Raw genomic sequence first — 24484 nt, 5'->3', positions numbered from 1 at the left:
GCGGCCGCCTGCACTCAATATGACTCCACGAGGATGACGTGCCGGGTCCACCCGGCACGGCTGTCCCGCTCCAACCAGCGCTGACGCTCGTCCCGCAGCGCCACCGCCGGCGCGGCGCCTTCGCGGATGCGGCGCCGGACCCCATCGAAGAAGCGGCCGGCGGCATCCGGGATGTCCACCGTGGAGGCCAGTACCGCCCGCGCGCCCGCGTCGATGAAGGCCGCGGGCAGGCTGAAGGGCTCGTGGCTGGTGGTGGTGCTCGCCGCGCGGCCGGCGCTGCACGCCGCCAGGAACACCATGGGCGCCCCCGTGAGCTTCTGCTGCCGCACCACGTCCGCGGTGAGCGCGTAGCGGCCGCTCGTCTCCGGGGACAGCACCACCAGCGACGCATCCGAGAGCGCCGGGTCCATGATGCCGTGGGCGTGGATTTCGATTTCGGTGGCGTCCCGCATGTCCGCCAGCACGCGCGCGGGCGTGGCGTCCGAGCCGGACAGCACCTGCAGCGGCACCGCCTCCGGGTCCTGGGAAGGCAGCCACGGAGGAAGCCGCGGCAGTTGGAGCAGCGCGGGCGCATCCACACTGGAGACGACGAGCCGCCGGGCGTTGGGCGCGGTGCGCGGCTGGGCCGTGCGGCCGAGCCGGAAGCTCCAGGGCACCTCCGGGGGCAACAGGTCCGTGCGGCCGAAGACAGGCGGCCAGGCGAGCACGTCCACGCGCTCGCAGCCACGCAACACCTCACGCAGCCGATCCGGCACCAGCCGCGAGGTGTCCGCGCGGCTGAATGGCCCCTGCCGATCCGTCTCGTAGTGGCCCAGCACCTGGCCTTGCGTCCCGCGCGCCACCAGCACCGTGCGCTCGCCATGCACCGCCGCCGCCAGGGCGCAGCGCTGAGGCACGGGCGTGCCGAGCTGCGCGGCCATCAACTCCAGCGCCTGGGCGTACTCGCCCGCCTTGCCCGCGTCCGTGACGAGCGACGAATAGCTCAGCGCCCAGGCCTCGCGCGCCAGTGAATCTCCCCGAGGCAACGCCTCCGCCTCGGTGATGGTCTGCCGCAGCAGCGCCAGCCCCCGGGCTCTATCGGAATCCAGCAGGAAGCGGCCCTCCACGTAACGGGCATACACCGCGTCGCTGGGCATGGGGTTGCTGTGGTCGGCCCACGTGAGGGCCTGCCGCAGCAACGCCTCGTCCCCAGGCTTCGGCCGGGTGCGCGACAGCTCCGCGAGGTTGACGGCGAACAGCAGGCTCAGCGGCTCCTTCTCGCAGGCGGCGTTCGCGTCCACCTCGCGGCGCGCGTCGTCCATGCGGTTGTCCAGGTAGTACGTGTGGGCCAGGTTCTCCCGGGGCCAGACGCAGTTGTCGTGCCCGCGGGCGGACCACTCCTCCACATAGGCACGCGAGCTGGCGAAGTCCCCGCGTGAGCGGGTGATGGCGGCCAGCGCCTCCAGGGCGGTGAACTCCATGTCCCATTCCCGGAGCTGGCGCGCCCAGGCCCAGGCGGTGCGGGCATGCTGCTCGCCCTCGGTGAGGCGCTGGAGGTCGGCGTAGAGGATGCCCAGGCGCAGCTCCAGGTCCACGCAGCGCGCGGACAGGCCGCCCTCGCGGCAGCGCTGGAGCGCGTTGAAGATGCGCTGCTCGGCCTTCCACCACTGGCCCTCGGCCGTCTCGCGGATGGCCTCCTCACGCTCGATGTAGAGGTTGAACCAGGGGTCGTTCTGGCGCTTCGCCCGCTCCACCACCTGCGAAAACATGCGGCGCGTGGCCCGCGTGTGCTGGGCCGTGCCCAGGAAGAGGTCGTCCTCTCCCGACGCCAGCACCCGCTCCAGCAGCTTGTCCGGCTGGTTCAGCTTGCCGCGCACCAGCGACGCGTACTCGCGCGACAGCACGCCGCGGCGCGTGAAGTTCCGGCCGCTCACCCGCTTGACGTAGTCCGTCAGCGCGGTGCCGCCGTGACCGCGGTCCAGCTCCTGCGCCAGGGGCAGCAGGGCCAGGACGCGCTCCTTCGACGGCGCCGCGCGGACCACTTCATAGAAGGCCTGCCGGACGATGCCAGGGTCCTTGCGGGCCGCCTCCAGCGGAAGAGGTGCCTGAGGGTCATCCACCAGCGCCAGCGTGGCCGCGCGCGCTTCCTTCCACCGGCGGGCGCGCTCCATCGTGGCGTCGCGTTGCTCGCGGGCGTTGGCCTTCGCCTCGCGGCTCCAGCCCGACTCACCCATCAGCGCCACCTGTTCGAAGGTGTCCGCCGCCTTCATCGTGAGCCCCATCGCCTGGAGCACCAGCGCGCGGTTCCACATGGCCTGCGCATGCTTCGGCTGCGCCTTCAGCACGCCGTCCAGCAACCGCAAGGCCTGCTCATGCGAGCCGCGGGCGAGGTACACCGCGGCCAAATCACTGTCGCGGTCCGGAGAGGCGGGCATGCGCTCCAGGAACGAGGCCGCCTGGTTCCACTCGCCCTGAAGGGCATACGCGGAGGCGATACCGGACAGGTCGCCCGCTTCCTCCAGCCGGGCGAGGTCTCGCAGTGGGATGGGTTCGGGAGTAACGGGGCAGCCGCCCGCCGACATGCGTGGCCGGTAGCGGTCCGCTTCGGGGTGCGTGAGCCGGGCCTCGATGCGTGACGCGGAGCGCCGCTCCGCCCAGAACTGCGCTGATACAGGTGCGCCGCTGCCCTTGGAGGGCGTGCGGGCAAGAAGGACGGTCAGCACCAAGACGGGCGTGGCCAGCGCCAGGACCAGGACTTTGTCGTACGCCGGCTTCAACATACTGCCCCCTCGGGCGCCATCCCCCAAGCAGCCGCCCAACTACCGCGTTGTACACCATCCACCGTTCCCCACCGACTTCCGGCGGAGGCCGGGCGACCAGAAACAGACGCCTGGCTCATTGCCACCCGCGGCATTTCTCCCGCTTTTTCCAACCCACCTCCCCTACTGCCCGCCCACGATTCGCCGGGTGGTCAGGCCGTGAACCAGGCGGCCTGACCTGGAGACGGCTTGCGCCGAAAACCTTGAGTGCAGGTCCTCCGCGCATCCCTCCGGAATCACTGCCTCCGGACTGTCCCAAGCCGGCATGACGCCAGGAGCCCGCACGCTGGCTCGCCCCGCACTTGAGACGGCGGGCCCACGCCCGCCCGAGGGTTTTACGAGAGGGCACGAGCGGGAAGTAGCACGTCCGCCTGAGTGTCCCACTGCGCCAACCTGGAACGAAAGGACCTCGCTTGACGCAACTGCTTCGACTCGCCGCCCTGGTGTCTCTGATTCCCTCGTTCGCCTCCGCGGACGTGGTGTGGAAAGGCGACTTCGAGACGGGCAATACCTCGCAGTGGACGCGCAGTCAGAGCGTCTCCAACAGCCGTCTCCAGGTGGTGACGGATGTGGTCCGCGAGGGCCGCTATGCGCTGAAGGCCACGGTGCGCCAGGGTGATGACCCCATCAACGCCAGCGGCAATCGCAATGAATTGCTCTACATCAGCCAGGAGAAGGCGGACTCCACCTGGTACTACAAGTGGAGCACCCTCTTTCCCGCCAACTACCCGCTCGACGACAGCTGGCAGGTCTTCGCGCAGTGGCACCAGGAGGGCTGCTGCGGCTCGCCGCCGCTGGAGTTCTACGTGCGCGGCGAAGAGATGCACATGCGCGTGGGTGGCGTGAAGGGCAAGGTGCTGTGGACGGCCCCGCTCAAGCGCGGTGACTGGAGCGACTTCGTGTTGCAGGTGAAGTGGTCGCCCAACGCGAAGACGGGCTTCGTCCAGCTCTGGCACAACAACGAGGTCGTCGTGCCGAAGACCTATGTCGCGACGCAGTTCGGCAAGGAGATGAACTACCTGAAGCTGGGCCTGTACCGCGACGACGCCATCCGTCCCGAGGCCAGCGTGTACCACGACGGTTTCACCATGGCCTCGACGCTGGAGGAGGTCATGCCGCCGACACCGGAGCCGGCCCCCGCGCCCCCCGCACCAGTGCCCGAGCCCACCATCCCCGCGCCTGAGCAGCCGGGTGAGGACGCGCCGTCCGAGGAGCTCCCCGACGGGCCCATCGTCCGGACGCCCGACACGCAGCCGCAGACCCGCTGGGGCGTCACCACCCCCGAGGACATCCTCTCCGGGGAGAGTCCGCTGGGCTCCGACGGAGCTCGGGGCTGCAATGCCTCCGGCGGCGGAACGGCGGGTGTGCCCATCACGGCCGCCGTGGGCCTGCTCTCCTTCGCCGCGCTGTTCGCCCGCCGCCGCAAGCCCGCCCAGGCGCGCGCCCACGCGAAGCGCTGAGCGGCCTCGTCATCGCGGGGCTTGTCGGTGATACGGCGGGCCCCACGCGGCAAGGTCGTGAGTCAGGGCTCCTTGAGCAGGGGGAGCCCTGAGGTGACCTTGGCCAGCAACGTCCGCAACGTCGTGCGCTCCTCTTCGCTCAAGGGCGCCATCAACGCGGAAATCCGCCGGTAGTGGTCCGGCAACACGCTTTCGATGAGATGTCGGGCCTTGGACGTGAGGCGCACCGTGTACATGCGGCGGTCCTCCGGATGGTCCTCGCGGGAGATGAGGTTGTCCTTCTCCAGCGTGTCCAGCAGCCCCGTCATCGTGGCCCGGCTGACGCCGGAGCTCTCCGCCAGGTCCGCGGGCGTGAGCCCACTCACGCGCTCCACGTCGTCGTCCTCGGTGGTGAGCAGTCGGACCAGCACCATGAAGCGCCCCATCGACAGCCCGTGACGACCCAGGTGCGCCTCATAGGCCCCCGACAAGTCGTGCGAAGCCCGCAGCAAGGTGATGCACGTCTCGATGGCGCTCGCGTCGAGTTCGGGGAAGCGCAGCGCCAGGCGCCGGAGCCGCTCGTAGCGCGGCACCGCCGCGGGCGTCGGGGAAGTGGGAGGTCGAGTAGGCACGGCACAGGCCTCGTAAGGCCCCTAATGATTTTAGGCAATTAGAAAGGGCACGCCCTGCACCGGGGGCTGGCGCCTGCTGGCCCGGGCGTTATGAACGGTGCGTGCTGGATGTGAAGGACGCGGCCGTGCAGACGGCCCTGCGCCGCGCGTGCGAGGAGGTCGGCTTGCCGGACTCGCTGCGGGGCTGCGTGTATCCCCTGCTGCGCGACCCGGAGGGTGAATGGCCGGGCTGCTGCGGTGGAGGCTGCCACCCGTGTGCCTCCTCCCTGGTGGACGTGGCGATGCGCACGCTGGAGCTGCTCGGCACGCCCCGGCGCGCGCCCGTGGTGGGGTGAAGCGCGGCACGGTCGTCGCATAGGCTGCGGCGACCATGAATCCCATCGTCCATGCCGAGCTGGCCTGGCTCGCGGCGCAGGGCCTGCGTGAGCGCAGAGACCGCATCCTCGTCACCTGCGCAGGACTGGCACCGGACCTGGATGGGCTCACGCTGCTCGCGGGCGAGGCGTATTACGTCAGGTACCACCATGTCATCTTCCACGGGTACGTGGGTGCCATTGTGACAGCGGTGGTCTGCGCGGCGCTGGCGCGCCAGCGGTTGCGGGTCGCGGCGCTGTCCCTTTTCGCCTTCCACCTGCACCTGCTTTGCGACCTCGCGGGCAGCGGCCCGGGCTGGCCCATCTACTATTACTGGCCCACGAGCATGCGGGAGTGGTTCTGGGAGGGGCAGTGGAATCTGGCCTCCTGGCAGAACGCGGTCATCGGGCTGCTCACCACGCTGCTGTGCCTGGCGTGCGCGCTGCGCTTCCGCCGCACCTTCGTGGAGGTGTTCTCCGCCCGGTGGGACGCGGAAGTCACGCGCACGCTCCGGCGCCGGTTCCTCCGTGAGGATTTCGTGCGGGAACCATGACGTGATTGTCCATGCGTCCATCGCCAGCATGGACGCATGCTCATCCTCGGACTCGGGTTGATGGCCGTGGGCGTGTTGGGGGCGACGCTCGATGCGCCCGTCACGTCTGTCACGGTCTACAGCGACCAGGCGCAGGTGGTTCGCTCCGGCAGCCTCACGGTTTCCGGCTCGCGGCGAGTGACGTTTCCCCAGCTGCCCAAGAACGTGGATACGGACTCCATCCGCGTCGAAGCCGAGGGCGCGGAGGTGTCCCACGTCGACGTGCGCATCGTGAAGGGAGAGTCCTTCTCCCATGACGAAGCCCGGAAGCTCATCGCGAGCATGGAGGAAATTGACGCGGCGCTCGCTCGCATCACGGCTGAACGAAACGTCCACCATGCGCAGATTGAAGCGCTCCGGCGGGTTCGTCCCTCGGCGCAGTCCGACAGCGAAGCCGCGCGCGCCCAGACTCCGCCCACCACCTGGAACGCCGCAGTGTCCTTCCTCGTGGACAACGTGGCCCGGATGGAGGCCCGGATGCGAGAACTGGAGGCGCAATCCGCGACGCTCCAGAAGGAACAGCAGCAGTACAAGGAGCGCGCCACGATGTTGGGCAAGACGTTCGGCGAGCCCGGTGTCGAAGTGACCGCCACGCTCACAGGCAAAGGCGCCACGGAGGTGGCGCTGACGTACCTCGCCACCAGTGCCCGCTGGTATCCCCACTATGAGTTGCAGTTCCAACCCGAGACGCAGCGGATGCAGATGGCCTTCTACGGCCGCGTGAGCCAGGAGACGGGCGAGGATTGGGAGAGCGCACGGCTCACGCTCAGCACCGCCCTGCCCGCCAACGCCATGGAGTTGCCCAAACTGAGCACCTGGAAGCTGGGCATTCGGGAGCGATTCATTCCCACGCCGCGTCCTCATGAAGAGTCCGTTCAACCCGCGCCGGACGCTTCGAACACCCCGTCCCAGACCACGGCCTCAGCCGAGGAAATGCTGCGCTCGCAGTTGCTGCGACTTGCCGGAGAGCGGGGCCTGACACAGCCCGCAGCCTCGAAGCCGCAGGTCACCGCGCAACGCGAACAAGGAGGACTGGGGGCCATCCGGGGTACCATCATCGACGCCCAGTCCCGGCAAACGCTCTCCGATGTGGTCGTCACCGCGACCTCCTCATCAAGTGAGGCGGAGCACGTGACGGTGACGGACGCCAAGGGTGAGTACCTCCTCCCCAGGCTCCCCTCCGGCGCCTACACCGTGCGGTACGAGCGTGAGGGGTACAAGCCCTATGCCCGCAACTCCATCCAGCTCCGCTCGAGCCGCACACTACGAGTCAATGCGGAGCTGCTTCCCGACTCTCTAAACGAAGCCATTGAAATTGTTGGCCGCCCGCCCACCATCGACGTCGGGTCCACGACCATGGGCGTCAACATCGATCAGGAGTTCATCAAGCGGATCCCGGTCGCCAATCGGGACGGCTCCATTCAGCGGTCGATGTCACTGACCCCACCGCCTGGCTGGCGCCCCCCCATCTTCGCCCCGGAGTCGCCAGTCGCTGCTGCGGGAGGCTACAACCTCACCTTCTCCTCACAGCACCCGGAAACCCTCCTCAGCAACAAGGGGGAACGCAGCCTCCCGCTGGTCTCCGAGTCCTGGCCCGTGCAGGTGGAGCGCAAGATATTCCCTGCGCTCTCGCCGAACACGTACCTCGTCGCAACGCTTCAGGGCCCATCCCGGAACGTGTTTCCAGGGGGGGATGCATCGCTCTTCGTGGGCGCCGACCCGGCCGGAACCGCAACGCTGACAACCATCGTTCCCGGGGAGTCCTTCACCCTGCCACTGGGCATCGACCGCGCGGTACGCAGCGCCCGGGACGTACGGCTCGTCGAGTCGGAGAAAGGCTTCATCTCCAAGGATGAGGTGGGCACGTACGAAGTCACCATCGAGGTTCCCAATCCCTACCCCTTCCCCCTGGCAGTGAGCGTGGTGGACCAGCTTCCGCTCAACAAAGACGGCAAAGTGGAGGTGGCGCTGGTCCGTGCCGGGCCCTCTCCCCAGTTCGACAAGGGAACGGGAAAGCTCCAGTGGGACGTGGTGGTGCCACCGTCCAGCAAGTCCACCGTCTCCTTCCAATACACCCTGAGCCGCCCCAAGGGCTGGCGTCTGTACCAGAGGTACCAGAACTAGCCCGAGGACCGAACCATGCCTGCCCTACCTCTGACGCTGTGGGCGCTCGTCGCGGCCGCCAAGGTGTCTACTGTCGTGGTGTATCCGGACCGTGCGCAGGTCACGCGGGAAGAGACCGTGACCTGCACAGGTCCCACACGTGCCCGATTCGAGGCCGTTCCCCTCTCCGCCGTGGCAGACAGCCTCCGGGCCCACGCCGACAGTGCCACGGTGGAAGGGCTCATCACCGATGAACACTCGCGCGAGGACGCCCATCGCGAAGAGCGCACCCGGCTGGAGGCACGCCGAGACGCACTGCTGCGTGAGCGGGCCGCCCTGGGCGACGCGGCGGCGCGAGCGAACGACCTCCAGACACTCGCGAGCGGATACACAGACGTCGCCGTGTACCGCGTCACCCATGAGATGACGAACGCGAAGCCCGACACGCGCGCGTGGGCGGCCGCCTTCGACTCGGCCATGGCCGTGAGGCGGCGCGCGATGACCGAGGGCCAGGACGCCATGGCCAGACAGCGCGCGATGGAGAAACAGCTCGCCGAGGTAGACACCGAACTGGAGAAACTCCGAACCGCCTCCGAACAACGAGAGCGCCACGTCGAGGTGCGACTCTCCTGCCCCCGAGGCACCCGGGCCCGCGTGGCGCTGACGTACCTGATGGGGAACGCCAGCTGGACGCCCTCCTACGAGGCTCGTGCGAACGACAGTACCCGGACGGTGGAGTTGACGACGCTGGCCACGGTGCGCCAATCCACCGGAGAGGACTGGTCGGACGCGAAGCTGGTGCTGTCCACCGCGCAGCCGCAGCGGGACGCCACCCTTCCAGGAATCCAGCCGCTGTATGTCCTGGCGGAAGAACGGCCGAAGGAGCGTCAGGTGCTTGTGCGCCGCGACGAGCAGCCACAGCACGCCAACGCTGGCGGCACCGCCACGGCGACGGTCTCGAAGGGACTCGAAGCCGTCCCCCAGGGTCTGTCCGTGCAGTTCGCGGCACAAGCGCGAGTGAGCATCCCCGGCGATGGCCATGCCGTGCGGATACAGGTGGCGCAGACCCGGCTCAAGGCCGCGTTCCACTGGCGCACCATCCCCAAGCTGCACCCCGTCGTCTTCCGCGTGGCCCGCTTGAGCAACGCCGCCGCGTTCCCGCTGCTGCCAGGTGATGTGGACCTCTACCGGGGGACAGGCTTCATCGGGCGACAGACACTGGAACACGTGGCGCAAGGCGCCCCCTTCGAGCTGACCTTCGGCGTGGAGGAAGGCCTGCGCGTGGAGCGCCGCGTGGTGGAGGAACTCCAGCGCCCCAAGGGCCTGTTCAAGGACACGCAGCGCTTCCGGTACGCCTACCAGTTCACGCTGAACAACCTCCGCGCGCACCCGGAAGAAGTGGAGCTCTCCGAGCACTTCCCCGTGTCTGAGCTGGAGGACGTGAAGGTGGCCCTGGAGCCCGAGACAACCGCCGGCTACACGCTCCAGTCCAGCGACGGCATCGCGACCTGGAAGGTGAAACTGGCCCCGGGCGAAAAACGCACCCTGGACTTCGCCTTCCACGTCGACGCCCCATCCAGCTACGAAACGAAGGGGCTTTGACAAGGGGCGCTGGGGCATCCTGCCCCTCACCGAGGCAATCTGCCCCGTCCAGGGCGGGACACGGCACACGAATCCCCGAGTGAGACAACGCATCCCATCCGTTGGCACAGCGGATGCTTTGCGTGAGCCCAAGGAAGTACGGCCCGCCCGTCCCGACAGCCGGCGAGGGCTCGTGCGGCAAACACCGCCTTCCTTGTTGCAGCACTCGCGGTACGTTGTGAGAACCCACCTCCGGTCCGTGCGCTCCCTCCCCCTCGAGGCGCACGGACCGGAGCAGCCTCTTTCGAACCGCCCGTGAGACTCGCCCGCAAGTTCACCCTCGCCCTCGTCCTGCTCGCCATCGCCGTCATGGCGGGCTTGCAGTACGTCCAGGTCCGCCGCGAGCTCGAGCGCTCCGCCCTGGACATGCAGCATGACCACCGGCTGCTCGGCCACACGCTCGCTGGCTCCATCGGCAAGGCGTGGCAGTTGGCCGGGGAGCGCGAGGCGCTCACCCTGCTCCACCAGGCCAACCGCTTCCAGGAGCAGGTCCACCTGCGCTGGGTGTGGCTGGATGGCGGCCCCGGCACCCCGGCCCTCACCGGCTTCCCACCGCGCCTGCTCGCGACCCTGCTCCAGGGCAAGGACGGCTCCATGGTGGACCCCGCCGTGGACCCCGGCCTGCTGCATTCGTACACGCCGGTGCTCATCGGCGGCCGGCTGGGCGCCATCGAAATCACCGAGTCGCTGGGCGAACAGCAGAAGTACGTCAACACCGTGGTCATGGGCACCTTCGCCGCCACCGCCGCCATGGCCATTGGCTTCATCGTGGCCGCCATGGCCATGGGCCGCCGGCTGGTGGGCGAGCCGGTGGACCAGCTCGTGTCCCTGGCCCACCGCATCGGCGAGGGGGACCTCACCGCCCGCGTGCCACTCCCGCAGCGCCGCGGCGACGAGCTCACCACGTTGGCCGGTGCCATGAACCGCATGGGCGAGCAACTGGAGGAGACGCGCTCGCGCCTCGCCACGGAGACGGCCGCGCGCCTGTCCGCCGTGGACCACCTGCGACACGCGGACCGGCTCACCACCGTGGGCAAGCTGGCCTCCGGCGTGGCGCATGAGCTGGGCACCCCGCTCAACGTCGTCATGGGCCGGGCGAAGATGATTTCCTCCGGCGAGGCGGAGGGCGAGGAAGTGGGCGAGTGCGCGCAAATCATCTCGCAGCAGGCCCAGCACATGACGGCCATCATCCGTCAGCTCCTCGACTTCGCGCGGCGGAGGAAGCCGCACCGCGCGCCTGAAGACGTGCAGGGCCTGGTCGAACGCACCCTGTCACTGCTGCGCTCCATGGCGGCGCGAAACAGCGTCACGCTGGAGACGGACATCCCCGCGGGACTCACGGTGGAAGTGGACGCGGGCCAGGTGCAGCAGGTGCTCACCAACCTGGTGATGAACGGCGTGCAGGCCATGAAGCAGCCGGGCACGGTGCGCGTGCGCGCGGCCCACACCCGGAGCACCCCGCCCCCGGACGTGGGCGGGCCCGAGGCGGACTACGTGCGCCTGGACGTGGAGGACGAGGGCCAGGGCATCCCCGAGGACGTGCTGTCCCACGTCTTCGAGCCCTTCTTCACCACCAAGGACGTGGGCGAGGGCACCGGACTGGGCCTGTCTGTCTCCTATGGGCTCATGCTGGAGCATGGCGGCTGGATTGCCGTGCGCAGCGAGCCCGGACGCGGTAGCTGCTTCTCCATCTACCTGCCAAGGGGTGAGGACACATGCTAGGCCGCGTCCTAGTCGTCGAGGACGAGCGCGAGATGCGCGCGATGTTGGAGAAGGGGCTCACGCGCCGGGGCTTCACGCCCGTGGCGCTTCCGTCCGCGGACGAGGCCCTGGTGCGGCTGGCCGCCGAGGACTTCGACGTCGTGCTCACCGACCTGCGCATGCCCGGCATGGACGGCCTGGCATTGTGCGAGCGCATCGCCCTCAACCGCCCGGACATCCCCGTGGTGGTGGTGACGGCCTTCGGCAGCCTGGAGACGGCGGTGGCCGCCATCCGCGCCGGCGCGTACGACTTCGTCACCAAGCCCATCGACGTGGACGCGCTGGTGCTGGTGCTGGAGCGCGCCGTGCAGCACCGCGCCCTGCGGGAAGAGGTGCGCAGGCTGCGCCAGGAGCTGGGCCGGCGCGAGGACAGCGGCACCGTGGTGGGTGAGAGCCCCGCCATGAAGCAGGCCTACGCGCTCATCGACCGCGTGGCGGACCTGGACTCCACGGTGCTGATTACCGGCGAGAGCGGCACCGGCAAGGAGGTGGCGGCCCGGGCCGTCCACACGCGCGGGCGCCGCAAGGACGGGCCCTTCGTCGCCATCAACTGCGCGGCCATGCCGGAGGCCCTGCTGGAGAGCGAGCTGTTCGGCCACGCCAAGGGCGCCTTCACCGACGCCAAGGCCGCCCGCACCGGCCTGTTCGTCCAGGCCAACGGCGGCACCCTCTTCCTGGACGAGGTGGGCGAGCTGCCCCTCACCCTCCAGCCCAAGCTGCTGCGCGCCCTGCAGGAGCGCACGGTGCGCCCGGTGGGCGGCGACACGGAGGTGCCCTTCGACGCGCGCATCGTCGCCGCCACCAACCGCGACCTGGAGCTGGCCGTGGAGGAGGACCGCTTCCGCGAGGACCTCTACTACCGGCTCAACGTCATCGGCGTGGAGCTGCCGCCGCTGCGTGCGCGCGGCAACGACGTGCTGGCCCTGTCTCAGCGCTTCATCGAGCAGTTCGCCTCGCGCACCGGGAAGCGGGTGCTGGGCCTGTCCCCCGCGGCGGCCCAGCGGCTGCTCGCCTACGGCTGGCCGGGCAACGTGCGCGAGCTGCAGAACTGCCTGGAGCGCGCGGTGGCGCTCACCTCCTTCGAGGAAATCACCGTGGACGACCTGCCCGAGCGCGTCCGCAACTACAGCCAGCCGCGCGTGGTGCCGGAGACGCAGGACGCCTCGGAGCTGGTGACGTTGGAGCAGTTGGAGAGGCGATACATCCACCGCGTTCTGGAGGCGGTGGGCGGAAGCCGCACGCTGGCGGCGCGCATCCTGGGCGTCGACCGCAAGACGCTGTACCGCAAGCTGGAGCGCGACGACGACACGCGCAAGGGCTGACGTCAGTCCACCGCGTCCAGGCGCACCTCGAAGATGCGGGGCCACAGCTTGCCCGTCATGAAGATGCGGCCCGAGCCTGGCTCCACGGCGATGCCGTTGAGCACCGCCTCGGGGTTGGTCACCTGCCCCGCCACCGCGCGCGTCAGCGCCGACGCGTCGATGACGCCCACCACCGTGCCCGTGGCGGGGTCGATTTCCAGCACGTCCGAGCTGTGCCAGATGTTGGCGTAGATGACGCCGTTGGCGCACTCCAGCTCGTTGATGAGCTCCACCGGCTGGCCGCGCAGCTTCACCTGCACCGCGCCCAGCAGGGCGAAGCCGTCGGGCTCGTGGAAGGTGAGCATGGTGCCGCCATCGCTGCGCACCAGCTTCCCGTCCCAGTAGCAGAGGCCCCAGCCTTCCCCCGAGTAGCGCGTGGTCCGCTCGCGCCGCGGCGGCATGCCGCTCCAGGTGAAGAGCAGGCCTTCGGTCCAGGTAATCTGGTACAGGCGCTCGCCGTCGCTGGCCAGGCCCTCCGCGAAGATGTTCCCCAGGCGCTCCATCCACACCGGCTGTGCGCTCTCCAGCGACAGCTGCCGCAGCGTCCCCTGGTGCCCGGTGCTCTCGAAGAGATGCCCCTGGTGGAACACCAGTCCCTGGGTGAAGGCATTCGTCGCGTGGGGATACTCACGGATGATGTGCGCCACGCGCCGCACGGGTTCCTGCACGCCGCCTCCCGCATCCGGCACCGGCCGGTTCGTGGGGCTGCAATGGCACGCCGCACCCAGCGCGAGCAAGGACAGCAGCGAGGATGGAATCCGCATGAGACGCCTCGAGTGAAGCGGTTCGTGCGACGCCCACCGCCCCGCGCGAGCCTGGACCCAGGCCCGTCAGGGTGCAAGCACCCGTCCCACCGCGTCCATCGGATTTAGCGCCGGGCCCACGACACAGGGTGAACAGTGGGGGCACGCGCGCCGTGAAGGCTCAGCGCGGAGGCGGCACCAGCGTCTCCACCGCCTCGCACAAATCCTCCATGGCGAAGGGCTTGTTGAGCACGCGTGCCGCGCCGAGCAGCTCCGCTTCCTGGTGGAGCTGAGCATCGCCGAAGGCGGTGATGAGGATGACGGGCGTCGTCCAGCCCTCGCGGCGCAGGCGGGCCAGCACCTCGATGCCCGAGAAGCCGGGCATGCGCACGTCGGTGACGATGAGGTCGGGGACCTGCGTCTGCTGCGCGAGCAGTCCGTCCACCAGCGCCTTGACCAACCCCGGGCCGTCCGGGGCTTCCACGACGTCATACCCGCGCCGGGACAGTGCCCGTCGCAGCAGGCTGCGCATCTCCGGTTGGTCCTCCCCCAGGAGGATGCGCGGAGCGCTGCGGCGCGACACCCACTCACGCGTCGACCGCGGCCACTCCCGCACCTCGTCGCTGACCGCCGTGACTTCGTCTGGCCCCATCAATGGCTGCTCCTTGTGGTGTGGTGGGCACGCCCGGCACCTGGGCCCCTTCCCCGCTTCGGGACGGGGCGGCGCCGGGCGCCCAACGCAAGAGCATCCGCCGTGCCACGCCATGGCCCCTGGAGCGTTGGCCCCTGCCCGCCCGCCAGCCGGCCCGCGGGGGCTCGCTCGCCTCCCATGCCTGGGCCGCCAGGAACCCCAATCCCTGTCGCTCATATAAGGAGGCGCTCCGCTTCTGGGACAGGCGCGGCACACCCGGACAGCGCGCCGGCCCGGGTGAGGGACCCTCCGGACAGGTCCTCCACCCGCTGTATGACCCGCTGGCGCCCCAGAAGCTGGGGCGGGGCACGTTGCCCCGGGGAGAAATGCCCCAAGCCGGGGCAGTTTGCCCCGGGATGATGGGGCACCTGGGGCACGCACGGGCCGTGGCTCCGAGGCATCCCGAGGGCGAGGAGCGTTGGCCCGCCAACTGCAATGCCTCCCAGCATCGGTTCGGGCGCGGGGCTCACGCAAGAAGCCCCATGGCGATGACCGCTGCTGACGTCGGGGGACAGTCGGCCGCAGGGCATCACCTTCCACCCCTCCAAGGTGGGACCTTTCTCGCGCAGGCCCCTCGCCTGGACCGGCATTTTCCCTCTCGATTGGAGAACGAACGATGGCCTGCTCGCTCCCCTCCCGCCGCTTCCTCAGTGCACTGGTCCTTCTTCCCGCCGCGACGCTTGGCGCCTGCGGCCAGGCGATTGGCTCCGCGTCCGCGGCGCCGCCCGCTCCCACCGCCCAGGTCGCCGCCGCTGTTCCGGCGCAGGCGGCGCCGCCCATCCAGAAGGCGCTCTTCAATCCGGCCGTGGCCGGAAGCCAGGGCGGCATCACCTCGCTGGCGCCGCTGGTGGACGCAGTGAAGGGCGCGGTGGTCAACGTGGAGGTGCGCGCGCGGCCCCGCAGGTCAGCCGCCATGCAGCGCCTGCCACCCGGCATGGCGGAGCGCTTCGGCTTGCCGCCCGGGTTCGGCGGCGAAGGCAACGGCCCGGCGCGCCAGGGCGCGGGCTCCGGCTTCATCATCGACGCCTCCGGCATCGTCCTCACCAACAACCACGTGGTGGAGGACGCCGATCAGGTGCGCGTGAAGCTGGATGACGGACGTGCCTTCGACGCGGAGGTGATGGGCCGCGACCCGCTCACCGACGTGGCCCTGCTGAAGCTGAAGGGGGCGCCGGGCAACCTGCCGGCGGTGCCGCTGGGGGACTCGGACGCGCTGCGCGTGGGCGACGCCGTCATGGCCATTGGCAATCCCTTCGGCCTGGCGTCCAGCGTGAGCGCGGGCATCCTCTCCGCGCGGGCCCGCGACATCCAGGCGGGCCCCTATGACGAATTCCTCCAGACGGACGCCGCCATCAACCCCGGCAACTCCGGCGGGCCGCTCTTCAACATGCAGGGCGAGGTGGTGGGCATGAACACCGCCATCGTCGGCGGCGCCACGGGCATCGGCTTCGCGGTGCCCAGCAAGCTCATCCAGGCGCTGCTGCCGCAGCTCAAGGAGACGGGCGTGGTGCGTCGCGGCTGGCTGGGCCTGGCCGTACAGGACCTCACGCCGGACCTGGCGCGGGCGCTGGGCCTGGAAGCGATGAAGGGCGCGGTGGTGGCAGGCGTCAACCGCGGCAGCCCGGGCGAGCGCGCCGGCCTGCGCGAGGAGGACGTCATCACCTCCGTGAACGGCAAGCCGGTGGAGTCCGCGGGCGGGCTGACGCGCGCCGTGGCCCTGCTCCAGCCCGACAGCCGCGTGAAGGTGGACCTGCTGCGCGGTGGCAAGGCGCAGTCAATGGACGTCACCCTGGGCACGCGGCCCGCGCAGAATGGCGAGCAAGAGGTGCTTCCGCGCAACGCGTCCGCCTCCGCGCCGAGGCGGCTGGGCGTGCAGCTGTCGGACACGCGGGACGGCGGCGCGCAGGTGGTGGCCGTGGAGCCGGGCAGCCCCGCCGAGCGCGGAGGACTGGTGCCGGGCATGGTGCTGGTCCAGGTGGGCGACCAGAAAATCGCCAGCGTGTCGGACGCCGCCCAGGCGCTGACGTCCGCGAAGCCCGGCGCCGCGCTGCTCCTGCGCGTGCGCATGCCGGGTTCGGAGTCCACGCTGCTGCGCGCGGTGGAAGTCCCGGAACGCTGAGCGCGGTGGTGGGAAACTCTGGACCCCCGGGATGGTACGTAGACGACCCCGGGGGTTCTGAAACCGGCGGACACCTGACGTAGAGTCCCCTCCGTGCCGCGATGCCAGACATGCGGACGGCGATGGGAAGGCTCTCATGCGCCGTGCCCGCCAGGACCGCCTCCTCAGGGAGACACGCCCTCGCCGTCCCCTGTGCCCGCTGTTCCGGGCTACCAGGTGGACGGCGTCTTCGCGCAGGGGGGCTTCGGCGTGCTGCTGGGCGCCCTGCGCGCAGCGGACGGCCTGCGTGTGGCCATCAAGGTGGCCCGTGGGAGCAACTGGTTGGGCCGCGCCCAGCTCGCCCGTGAGTCGGAGGCCCTGCGCGTGCTCGGGCCGCCCACGGTGCCCGCGCTCTACGAGGCGGGCGCGCTGACGGGCGGCGCGCGCTTCCTGGCCATGGAGTACGTGCCGCTGCCCACCCTGGCGGACCGGCTGGCCCGCGCCCCGGGACCGTTGCCCCCTGAAGAGCTGGCCCCCCGCGCGCTGGCCGTGGTGGACACGGTGGCCCAGGTCCACGCGCACGGGCTCGCCCACTGCGACCTCAAGCCGGAGCACCTCTTCGTCGACGAAGCGACGGGCCGCGTGCGCGTCTTCGACTTCGGCCTGGTGCGGGGCGCCACCACGGAGAGCGCCTCGCAGCCCAGCGATGCCTCCACGCCCAGTGACGCGTCTGGCTTCGCCGGTACCGCGGAGTACATGGCCCCCGAGCAATGTGCGGGCAACGCGGACATCTCCACGCGCACGGACGTGTACGCGCTGGGCGTCCTCCTCTACGAGATGCTCACTGGACGGCCGCCCTTCTTCGGCCCCACCCCGGACGTGCTCCAGGCCCACCTGTCGCTGCGCCCCCCGCCCCCGTCCGACTTCGCGCCCGTGGCGCCCGCGGTGGAGGAGGTGGTGCTGCGCTGTCTGGCGAAGGAGCCCGCCCGACGTCCGGAGAACGCCGCCGCGCTGGGCAGCGCGCTGCGCGAGGCCTTCGAGCACGCCCTCCGCGCCACCGAGCCCGCGACGCCTCGGCCCGCGGCGCCGGGCGAGCCGCGCCCCGCACAGGTACGCCGCTCCGTCGCCATCCTGTTCCTCACCTCGCGCGCCAACCCAGTATCGCTCCAGAAGGCCCTGGCCTCCTATGGCGGCCACCTGGCCTTCTCCGACGCCCAGCGCATCGCCGCCGTCTTCGACCCGGACGCGGGAGAGAACCCGGTGCGCCGCGCCATGCGCGCCGCGGAAGGGCTGGCGGAGCGGGGCCTGTCGCCCAACGGCCTCGTGGACGTGTCCGCAGTCACCGTGCAGCGCCGCCCCACCGGCGCGCCGCGCTACCTGGGCGCCATCCTGTCCCGCGAGGACCGCTATCCCAGCGGGCCCGAGGCCCATGGCCTCCTGCTGTCTCCCGCCGCCGCCGAGGCCGTGCCCGAAGTGCCCTGCATGGAGGTGCCGGAGCTGCGGGGCCTGCTGCGCCCCGCGCCGCCAGGCGCCGCGCCCCGTCCGGACATCACCGTCCTACAACTGGGCAGCGAGGTGCTGGTGGGCCGCGAGGCGGAGCTGGCCGAGCTGCTGGAGAGCGCACGCTCCGCGGTGGGCGGCGCCACGCCCACCATCGTCACCGTTTTGAGCGAGCGCGGCCTGGGCAAGAGCCACCTGGCCGCCACCCTCGCCCGCCGCCTCCGCCTGCTGCTGCCCCACGCGCGGGTGTACTGCTCGCGCTCCCGGGAGCCGGTGCAGGGCGACCCCGACGGCACCCTGCGCACGCTGCTGCGGTGCGCCCTCAACGCCTTCGAGCGCGACGACACGGACACCGAGCAGCAGACACGCGCCGCCATCCTCCAGCGCCTGGGCCCCACGCTGGGCACCGAGCTGTGGCCCGGCGTGGCCGCCACGCTGGGTTGGTACACGCCCGGTGGTCCGGAGCTCCAGAGCTGGGCCGCCGCGCCCGGTGCGCTTCGCTCGCTGGCCATGCGCGCCGCCGGTGAGCTGCTGGCCGCCAATGCCCGCGAGCGTCCGCTGTGCCTCGTCCTGGACGACGCGCACTTCGCGGAGGAGACGGCGCTGGACGCGCTGGAGTACGCCTGCCTCGCCGAGGCCAGTGTCCCCCTGTGGGTGTGCGTGCTGGCGCGCCCGGGCTTCGAGAAGAGCCGTCCCACCTGGGGCACTCGCGCCGCGAAGCAGGCCACGTTGGCCCTGCCGGTGCTGGCGGCCGACCAGGCGCAGTCGCTGTGCCGCCTGCTGCTCAAGCCGGTGGAGAACGTGCCCGCGCAAGCGGTGGAGCGCATCGTCGAGCGCGCGCAATACGTCCCCCTCTACCTGGTGGAGCTGGTGCGCGGCCTCAAGCGCCAGGGCCTGGTGCGCCAGCGCGCGCCAGGCGGGAGCTGGTACCTCGTCACAGACGGGCTGGAGAAGGTGCCCGAGCTGCGGCTGGTGGAGTGGCTGGCGGACCGCGAGCTGGGCGCGCTGCCGCCATCACTGGCCGCGCACGCGCGCCTGTGCGCGATGCTGGGCACGGACTTCACCGCGGCCACGGCCGAAGGCGTGGTGCGTGAGCTGGAGCGCGAAGGCGCCGCGGGCGGATTCCCCCTGGACGCGGGCCACGCCACCAAGCGGCTCCTGGACTCCGGCCTGCTGGTATCCCACCGCCACGAAGGGTTGAGCTTCCGCAACGAGCTGCTGCGCGAGGCGGTGGCCTCCACCCTGCCCGCCGCCGAGCGCGAGCACGTCCACCACGCCGCCTACCGCTACTTCCTCAGCGCGGCCGGCGCCGGTGAGCGCCAGCGCCTACCTCGCCTGGCCCTGCACGCGGCCGCCGCCGGGCGCCGCGACGAGGCCGCCGCGCTCTCCATCGACCTGGCCGAGTCCGCCCGGGGCCGCCACGCGTTCCTCGACGCCGAGGCCATGTACACGCGGGCGCTGGAGCTGCTGGAGCCCACCGACGAGCTGCGCTGCCTCACCGCGCTGCGCGGCCGGGGCCTGATGCGCATCCGCATTGGCCGGTATGACGACTCGCTGGCGGACTTCGCCGCGGCCCGCGAGCGTGCCCGCCGGCTGGGCCACACGCGCACGGAGGTGGAGCTGCTGCTGGACGAGGCCATGGCGCTGGATTGGGTGAACGACTACACGCGCAGCGAGGCCCGCGCGCTGGAGGCCCAGCACCTGGCGGCCACCGTGGCCTCGCCCTACGTACAGGCTCGGCTGCTGCTGGCGCTGGGACGCGCCCAGTTCCGCAAGGGTGAGTGGCAGGAAGCGCGCATGCCCCTGGAGGCCGCCGCCGAGCGCGCGCGCCGCCTGGGCGATGCTGGCTATGAGACGCAGGTGGTGGCGCAGCTGCTGCTGGCCGTCATCCTTCCCAACCTGGGCGACATCGACGAGACGGAGCACGTGCTCACCGAGGTCATCACCGCCTGCACCGAGCGCGGTGACCACTTCCACCTGGGCAGCGCCATCAACAACCGGCGCAACTTGTGGGTAGCGCGCAAGGAGCTGACGCGGGCGCTGAAGGACCAGGAGCGCTTCATGCACCTGGGCCGCGAGCTGGGCATGGTGGGCTGGGAGTACTTCGCCGAGCACAACCTCGGTGAGCTGCACTACCAGGCCGGCGACGCCGACGCCGCGGCGCCCCACATCGCTCGCGCCATTGCCTTGGAGCGACGACACCCGGAGGTGGCGTCGCGCCCGTGGGCCCTGCTGCTCCAGGCGCGGGCCCTGGCCTGGATGGGCCGGCACACCCGTGCCCGCGAGGTGCTGGCCCAGGTGCGGCAGGTGATGGCGGAAGGCCCGCCGGGCGTGGAGCTGAGCCCGTCGGAGGAGGTCCTCTTCTCCATGGTGGAGCTGGCCACCCGAGACGCCGCCCCCGAGGCGTGGTGGTCCCTGCGCGAGCGCTCCGCGCAGGTGTCCGTGGAGCAGGAGCCGCTGGAGGTCCTGGAGATGATGGGGCTGGCGGCGCTGCGCCGGGGCGACCGGGAAGAAGCAGCGCGCGTGCTGGGCGAGGCGCTGGAGCGCGCGCGGCACGTGCCCAATCTCATGGAGGGCCGCATCCGCCGCTCACTGGAGAAGGTGCACGAGTCTTCGCCGGCTACGTGAGGCCGAAGGCCATCAGCGCGGCGATGAGCACGCCCGCCAGCGACTCGCCCGCGATGGCGCCCGCCGCCAGCGTGGACGTGTCCCGGTCCGCGGCCTGGGGCCAGCGCCAACGCGCCGCCGCCAGTCCCAGTGCGCCCAGGCACAGTGTCACCGCGTAGTAGGCCGGCAGGATGAAGCCGATGCCCAGCGCCACCGGCAGCGGCAGCCACCGCGCCGCCCGGCCGCGGGAGACCAGGGTGAGCAGCGCGCCCACGCCCACGGCCACGCAGGCCGCCAGCGCCGCGTGAGGCGGCAGCCCGTCCAACCCTCGCACCGCCACCTCCGCCACCGCGCGGAACTGGTGGGCGAAGGGCGCGGGCAGCGCCTCCGAGCCCAGGCCATGCGTCCTGGACAGCAGCAGGTACACAGGCACGCCCACCACCGAACCCGCCAGCACGCCCACGAGCTGCGCGGCGAGCTGGTGACGCGCGGAGGCCCCCAGCAGGTGCCCCGCCTTGAGCGACCACATGCTGACGCCCGTCTGCGCGGCCGCGCCTGACACCACGGCGCCCGCGGCGACGTTGGGCGCCATGGCCCCCGGCAGCAGCGCGCCGAAGATGACCTGCGTCACCTGCCCCATCTGCGTCACGGGGGACACGTCCACCTGTCCGGCGCCGCGCGCGCACACCGCGCACAGGGGCAGCACCAGCACCAGCGCCAGCAACATGTACGGCACGCTGAGGCCGAACAGCGCCGCGCCCACCACCACCGCCAGCACGCACGCCGCCAGGCCCGCGCCCAGCGCCCAGGACGGCACCGCCGCGCCCCGCCCCAGGCTGCCCACGTCACGCGCCGCGCTCAGGAAGTCGCGCGCCTGAGCCAGCAGCGCCGCCAGGGCCGAGCCCACCATCAGCCCCACGCCCGGCCACGTGAGCCAGGCGGAGAGCGTCTCGTAGCGCGTGTCCGCCAGCACACCCGCGCCCGCGAGCCCCGGCGCCAGCACGCCCCACGCCACCGCCGCGCCCGCCAGCATGCTCAGGCCCAGGCGCGGCCCCGTCATCATTCCAATGGCCAGCAGCATGGGGCTCCACCCCACGCCCCACGTCAGCGACGCGGCGGGGAGGCCCGCCAGCGTGCCGGGCAGCGCCGTCATCCCAGGCAGCCATTTGAACGCATCCCGCGCGGCGGTGACCGCCACCGCCACCGCGCCCGCGCCCGCCAGCAGCCGTCCACGGCCCGCGCGGACCGTGCCCCCCGTGGACGCGTGCATCGCGGTAATCAGCTCCGCGGTGGCGATGCCGGTGGGAAACGGCAGGGCCTCCTGGGCCACCAGCCGACGCCGCAACAGGTGCGCGGCGAGTACGCCCAACACCCCCAGCGCCACGCTCCACACCGCAACACCCCAGCCCGGGACGGAGGTGCCCAGCAGCGTCAGCGCTGGCAACGCGCCCAAGAGGCCCGCCGCCGCCGGCATGGCACCCACGGCCGCCGCGGCCGTCTGCGTGAGGTTGTTCTCCAACGGCGTATAGGGCACGCCGCGCCTGCGGGACACCGAGGCCAGCGCGCTGAAGCCCAGCACCGCGGCGGTGACGGAGCCGCTCTCCCACCAGCCCGTCTTCAACCCCATGTACACATTGGTGACGGCCAGCAGCCCACCAATGAGCAGGCCCATGCCCAGCGCGCGCGTCGTCAACTCCAGCGCCGCGGGGCGCTCCGTCACCAGGGACAGGGAGGGCGCGGGCGCGACCTCCGAAGGGTCCGTTCCAGAGAGGCCACTCACCGGGTGGCTCATCGCCCCGCCTCGGCGGAGCGGCCCACGAGCTCGCGCAACTGCATCAGGTCCAGCGGCTTGGCAATCTTGGCGTTGGGCACGTCACGCAGGAACGACACCGTGCGCGGCGTGAAGGCGCCCCCCGTCATGAACACCATGCGTCCAGCTTGCTCCGGGGCGCAGCGGCCCAGCTCGTGGTACAGGTCCATGCCCGTCATCCCGGGCATCATCACATCACAGAGGATGAGGTCGAAACGGCCGCCGTCGCTCACCAGCCGCAGCGCGGCCTGGGCGCTGTTCGCGGTGGCCACCTCGTGGTCCGCGGCCAGCGAGCGCTGGAGCGCCAGCGTCACGTTGGGCTCGTCATCCACCACCAGGATGCGCGCGCGCGCATTGGCCTGCATGGCGGCGGACAGGCGCGGCAGCACCTCCAGCTCGCGCGTGGCGGCGCACAGCACCACGCGGAACGTGCTGCCCCGGCCCGGCTCGCTCTCCGCCTGGATGGAGCCGCCCATGGATTCGATGATGCCGTGGCAGATGGACAGCCCCAGCCCCGTGCCCACGCCCACCGGCTTGGTGGTGAAGAACGGGTCGAAGATGCGGCCCAGCACCTCCTGGCCCATGCCCATGCCCGTGTCGCGGACCTCCACCACCACCCGGTCCCTCTCTCCGGCGCGGATGACCACGCGAATCTCGTGCTCCACGCCCGGCGTGCCCTCCTCCGGAATCGCCTGCGCCGCGTTGAGCAGCAGGTTGAGGAACACCTGGCACAGCCGCGACTCGCTGGCCTCCACCGGCGCCACCGGCTCGAACTCCGTCACCAGCCGCGCCCGGTGGCGGATGACGTTGTCCGCCATCTTGCACGCCAGCTCCACCGCCCGGCGCACGTCCACCGGCATCAGCCGCGCCTCCTGCTCGCCGCGCGCGAAGACCTTCAGGTCGCGGACGATGGTGGCGATGCGCTCCGCGCCTTCCGCTGTCTCACGCACCAGCTGCTGCAACGACGCCACGGGCGCCGCGGGCGCCTGGCTCTCCAGCCGCTCCAGCCCTTCGCGGATGAGGTGCAGGTTGACGAGCATGTAGGCCAGCGGGTTGTTGATTTCGTGCGCCACGCCCGCGCCCAGCGTGCCCACCGACGCCAGCCGGTCCGCCACCACCAGGTGCGCCTGGAGCTGCTTCCGCTCCGTCGTGTCGCGGTGGACCATGATGTTGGCAATGGCGCGCCCCTCGCTGTCGCGCAGCGGCACGACGACGGACTCGCACCAGCAGGTGGTGCCGTCACGGCGCTTGAACTCCAGCTCTCCGGACCAGCGCCCCTGCTTGTCCAGCGCGGTGAGAATCAGGCCGGTGAGCCGGTCGGGCTCATCCGGGTGCAGCACGCTGAAGAGCGTCTGGCCCAGCGCTTCCGACTTCTGCCGCCCGAACATGCGCTCGGCGCTGGAGTTCCAGTCGATGATGCCGCCGCCCAGGTCGGTAATCACCACGCCGTCGTAGATGCTCTCGAAGATGAGCGATTGGCGGTGCAGCTCCTGTTCGGCCAGCTTGCGCGCGGTGATGTCCATCACCGTGCCCGTCACCCGCGCCGGCGCGCCCGAGGCGTCACACAGCACATCACCCTTGCAGGAAATCCACCGCCAGCCGCTCCCCTGCGGCTCGATGCGGTACTCCACGTCCACCTGCGTCTTCTTCTCCAGCGCGGCGCCCAGCACCTCGCTCACGCGCGGCAGGTCCGCCGGGTGCACCACCTCCGACAGCTCCATGGCGCGGCCGGACAGCTTCCCCACGGGAAGCCCCAGCAGCCGGTCCACCTGCTCGCTCCACGTCACCCGGCCGCTCTGCGCGTTCCAGTCCCAGATGCCCACGCGCGCGGCGGTCAGCGCCTGGCGAAGCTGCTCCTCCCGCTGCTCCAGGACTTCGCGCTTGGAGAAGCGGAACACGGTGACGGTGCCGATCTGCAGCCGGTCCCCTTCCATCAGCTCGGCGGTGCTGACGGGCACGCCGTTGAGCAGCGTGCCGTTGGTGGAGTCCAGGTCGGTGACGTGGCAGGCACCGTCGCCCGCGCGAACGACGCGCGCGTGCTTGCGCGACACCCCGTGGTCGTCGATGCGCACGGTGACGTCGGAACCGCGGCCGATGATGTGCTCGCCCTGGTCCAGACGGTAGGCCTTGCCGATGGCTGCCGGCGTGGTGGTGCTGATGAGGATGAGACAGGCTCCCGTGGAGGACGGTGGCGCCAAGGCAAGGCCCGCGCACGTCGTGAGTTCATCCAACGTCGTCATGTAGCAGCCCCCCGACGCTCGCCCGAAGCCCCACTCTCCCGCCATCCCCGCTCTAAGCGTCACGCCCCCTGAATCCCATCAGTGCCAGGGCCCCTCCGTCCAATCCCCCCCGAC

Annotated in this window: 15 protein-coding genes; 9 read left to right on the top strand and 6 right to left on the bottom strand. The window is 71.1% G+C overall.

The window, feature by feature from the left end; translation table 11 throughout:
- Positions 1-14: 14 nt before the first annotated feature.
- Complete coding sequence (locus OZ403_RS04840) at positions 15-2759, bottom strand: CHAT domain-containing protein (RefSeq protein ID WP_268783593.1); 2745 nt, start codon at positions 2757-2759, stop codon at positions 15-17.
- A gap of 452 nt (positions 2760-3211) precedes the next feature.
- Here OZ403_RS04840 and OZ403_RS04835 point away from each other — a divergent pair, with 452 nt between their 5' ends.
- On the top strand, positions 3212-4258 hold the full coding sequence (locus tag OZ403_RS04835; RefSeq protein ID WP_140787734.1) for a heparin lyase I family protein: 1047 nt from the start codon (positions 3212-3214) through the stop codon (positions 4256-4258).
- A gap of 62 nt (positions 4259-4320) precedes the next feature.
- Here the strand turns inward: OZ403_RS04835 and OZ403_RS04830 are convergent, their stop codons facing one another.
- Complete coding sequence (locus tag OZ403_RS04830; protein WP_140873335.1) at positions 4321-4869, bottom strand: MarR family winged helix-turn-helix transcriptional regulator; 549 nt, start codon at positions 4867-4869, stop codon at positions 4321-4323.
- A 101-nt stretch (positions 4870-4970) separates the two neighbouring features.
- Between OZ403_RS04830 and OZ403_RS04825 the strand changes: the two genes are divergently transcribed.
- From OZ403_RS04825 to OZ403_RS04800, 6 genes are all read left to right on the top strand, one after another.
- A complete protein-coding gene (locus OZ403_RS04825) occupies positions 4971-5204 on the top strand; it encodes a hypothetical protein (RefSeq protein WP_140787731.1) in 234 nt (77 codons plus the stop codon).
- A 35-nt stretch (positions 5205-5239) separates the two neighbouring features.
- Positions 5240-5776, top strand: coding sequence for a metal-dependent hydrolase (locus OZ403_RS04820; protein WP_140787729.1), 537 nt, complete (start codon positions 5240-5242; stop codon positions 5774-5776).
- A gap of 36 nt (positions 5777-5812) precedes the next feature.
- Positions 5813-7939 (top strand): mucoidy inhibitor MuiA family protein, encoded by a 2127-nt coding sequence (locus tag OZ403_RS04815; protein ID WP_268783592.1) that lies wholly within the window; start codon positions 5813-5815, stop codon positions 7937-7939.
- Between the two features lie 15 nt (positions 7940-7954).
- Positions 7955-9520, top strand: a complete 1566-nt coding sequence (locus OZ403_RS04810; protein ID WP_268783591.1) for a mucoidy inhibitor MuiA family protein — start codon at positions 7955-7957, stop codon at positions 9518-9520.
- A gap of 294 nt (positions 9521-9814) precedes the next feature.
- A complete protein-coding gene (locus tag OZ403_RS04805; protein WP_268783590.1) occupies positions 9815-11281 on the top strand; it encodes a sensor histidine kinase in 1467 nt (488 codons plus the stop codon).
- Positions 11275-12642, top strand: a complete 1368-nt coding sequence (locus OZ403_RS04800) for a sigma-54-dependent transcriptional regulator (protein ID WP_268783589.1) — start codon at positions 11275-11277, stop codon at positions 12640-12642. Before OZ403_RS04805 ends, OZ403_RS04800 begins: the two co-directional genes overlap by 7 nt.
- Before the next feature lie 2 nt (positions 12643-12644).
- Here the strand turns inward: OZ403_RS04800 and OZ403_RS04795 are convergent, their stop codons facing one another.
- A complete protein-coding gene (locus OZ403_RS04795) occupies positions 12645-13445 on the bottom strand; it encodes a glutaminyl-peptide cyclotransferase (RefSeq protein WP_268783588.1) in 801 nt (266 codons plus the stop codon).
- 160 nt (positions 13446-13605) lie between these two features.
- Complete coding sequence (locus OZ403_RS04790) at positions 13606-14076, bottom strand: response regulator (RefSeq protein WP_140787719.1); 471 nt, start codon at positions 14074-14076, stop codon at positions 13606-13608.
- A gap of 655 nt (positions 14077-14731) precedes the next feature.
- Here OZ403_RS04790 and OZ403_RS04785 point away from each other — a divergent pair.
- Entirely contained in the window at positions 14732-16234 is a 1503-nt protein-coding gene (locus tag OZ403_RS04785; RefSeq protein ID WP_140860694.1) for a Do family serine endopeptidase, read from the top strand.
- A gap of 93 nt (positions 16235-16327) precedes the next feature.
- Positions 16328-20341, top strand: a complete 4014-nt coding sequence (locus OZ403_RS04780; protein ID WP_268783587.1) for a serine/threonine-protein kinase — start codon at positions 16328-16330, stop codon at positions 20339-20341.
- On the opposite strand, the gene OZ403_RS04775 is transcribed toward OZ403_RS04780, so the two are convergent.
- Together OZ403_RS04775 and OZ403_RS04770 are read right to left on the bottom strand one after the other, a co-directional pair.
- A complete protein-coding gene (locus tag OZ403_RS04775) occupies positions 20334-22112 on the bottom strand; it encodes an OPT/YSL family transporter (protein ID WP_140873325.1) in 1779 nt (592 codons plus the stop codon). The two genes, OZ403_RS04780 and OZ403_RS04775, sit on opposite strands and share 8 nt — an antisense overlap.
- The gene (locus OZ403_RS04770) at positions 22109-24415 is read right to left on the bottom strand and encodes a PAS domain S-box protein (RefSeq protein ID WP_140853108.1); all 2307 of its coding nucleotides are present in this window, start codon (positions 24413-24415) and stop codon (positions 22109-22111) included. The genes OZ403_RS04775 and OZ403_RS04770 overlap by 4 nt, the downstream gene beginning before the upstream one ends.
- Positions 24416-24484: the final 69 nt, after the last annotated feature.

The organism is Myxococcus sp. NMCA1 (genome assembly GCF_026810205.1).
Classification (GTDB): Bacteria; Myxococcota; Myxococcia; order Myxococcales; family Myxococcaceae; genus Myxococcus; species Myxococcus xanthus_A.
This window is presented reverse-complemented; position numbering and strand designations above follow the sequence as displayed.

Coding starts and splice junctions, on each gene's coding strand:
- OZ403_RS04840 (WP_268783593.1), bottom strand. CDS start 2,759: ATGTTGAAGCCGGCGTACGACAAAGTCCTGGTCCTGGCGCTGGCCACG.
- OZ403_RS04820 (WP_140787729.1), top strand. CDS start 5,240: ATGAATCCCATCGTCCATGCCGAGCTGGCCTGGCTCGCGGCGCAGGGC.
- OZ403_RS04815 (WP_268783592.1), top strand. CDS start 5,813: ATGCTCATCCTCGGACTCGGGTTGATGGCCGTGGGCGTGTTGGGGGCG.
- OZ403_RS04810 (WP_268783591.1), top strand. CDS start 7,955: ATGCCTGCCCTACCTCTGACGCTGTGGGCGCTCGTCGCGGCCGCCAAG.
- OZ403_RS04800 (WP_268783589.1), top strand. CDS start 11,275: ATGCTAGGCCGCGTCCTAGTCGTCGAGGACGAGCGCGAGATGCGCGCG.
- OZ403_RS04795 (WP_268783588.1), bottom strand. CDS start 13,445: ATGCGGATTCCATCCTCGCTGCTGTCCTTGCTCGCGCTGGGTGCGGCG.
- OZ403_RS04790 (WP_140787719.1), bottom strand. CDS start 14,076: ATGGGGCCAGACGAAGTCACGGCGGTCAGCGACGAGGTGCGGGAGTGG.
- OZ403_RS04785 (WP_140860694.1), top strand. CDS start 14,732: ATGGCCTGCTCGCTCCCCTCCCGCCGCTTCCTCAGTGCACTGGTCCTT.
- OZ403_RS04775 (WP_140873325.1), bottom strand. CDS start 22,112: ATGAGCCACCCGGTGAGTGGCCTCTCTGGAACGGACCCTTCGGAGGTC.
- OZ403_RS04770 (WP_140853108.1), bottom strand. CDS start 24,415: ATGGCGGGAGAGTGGGGCTTCGGGCGAGCGTCGGGGGGCTGCTACATG.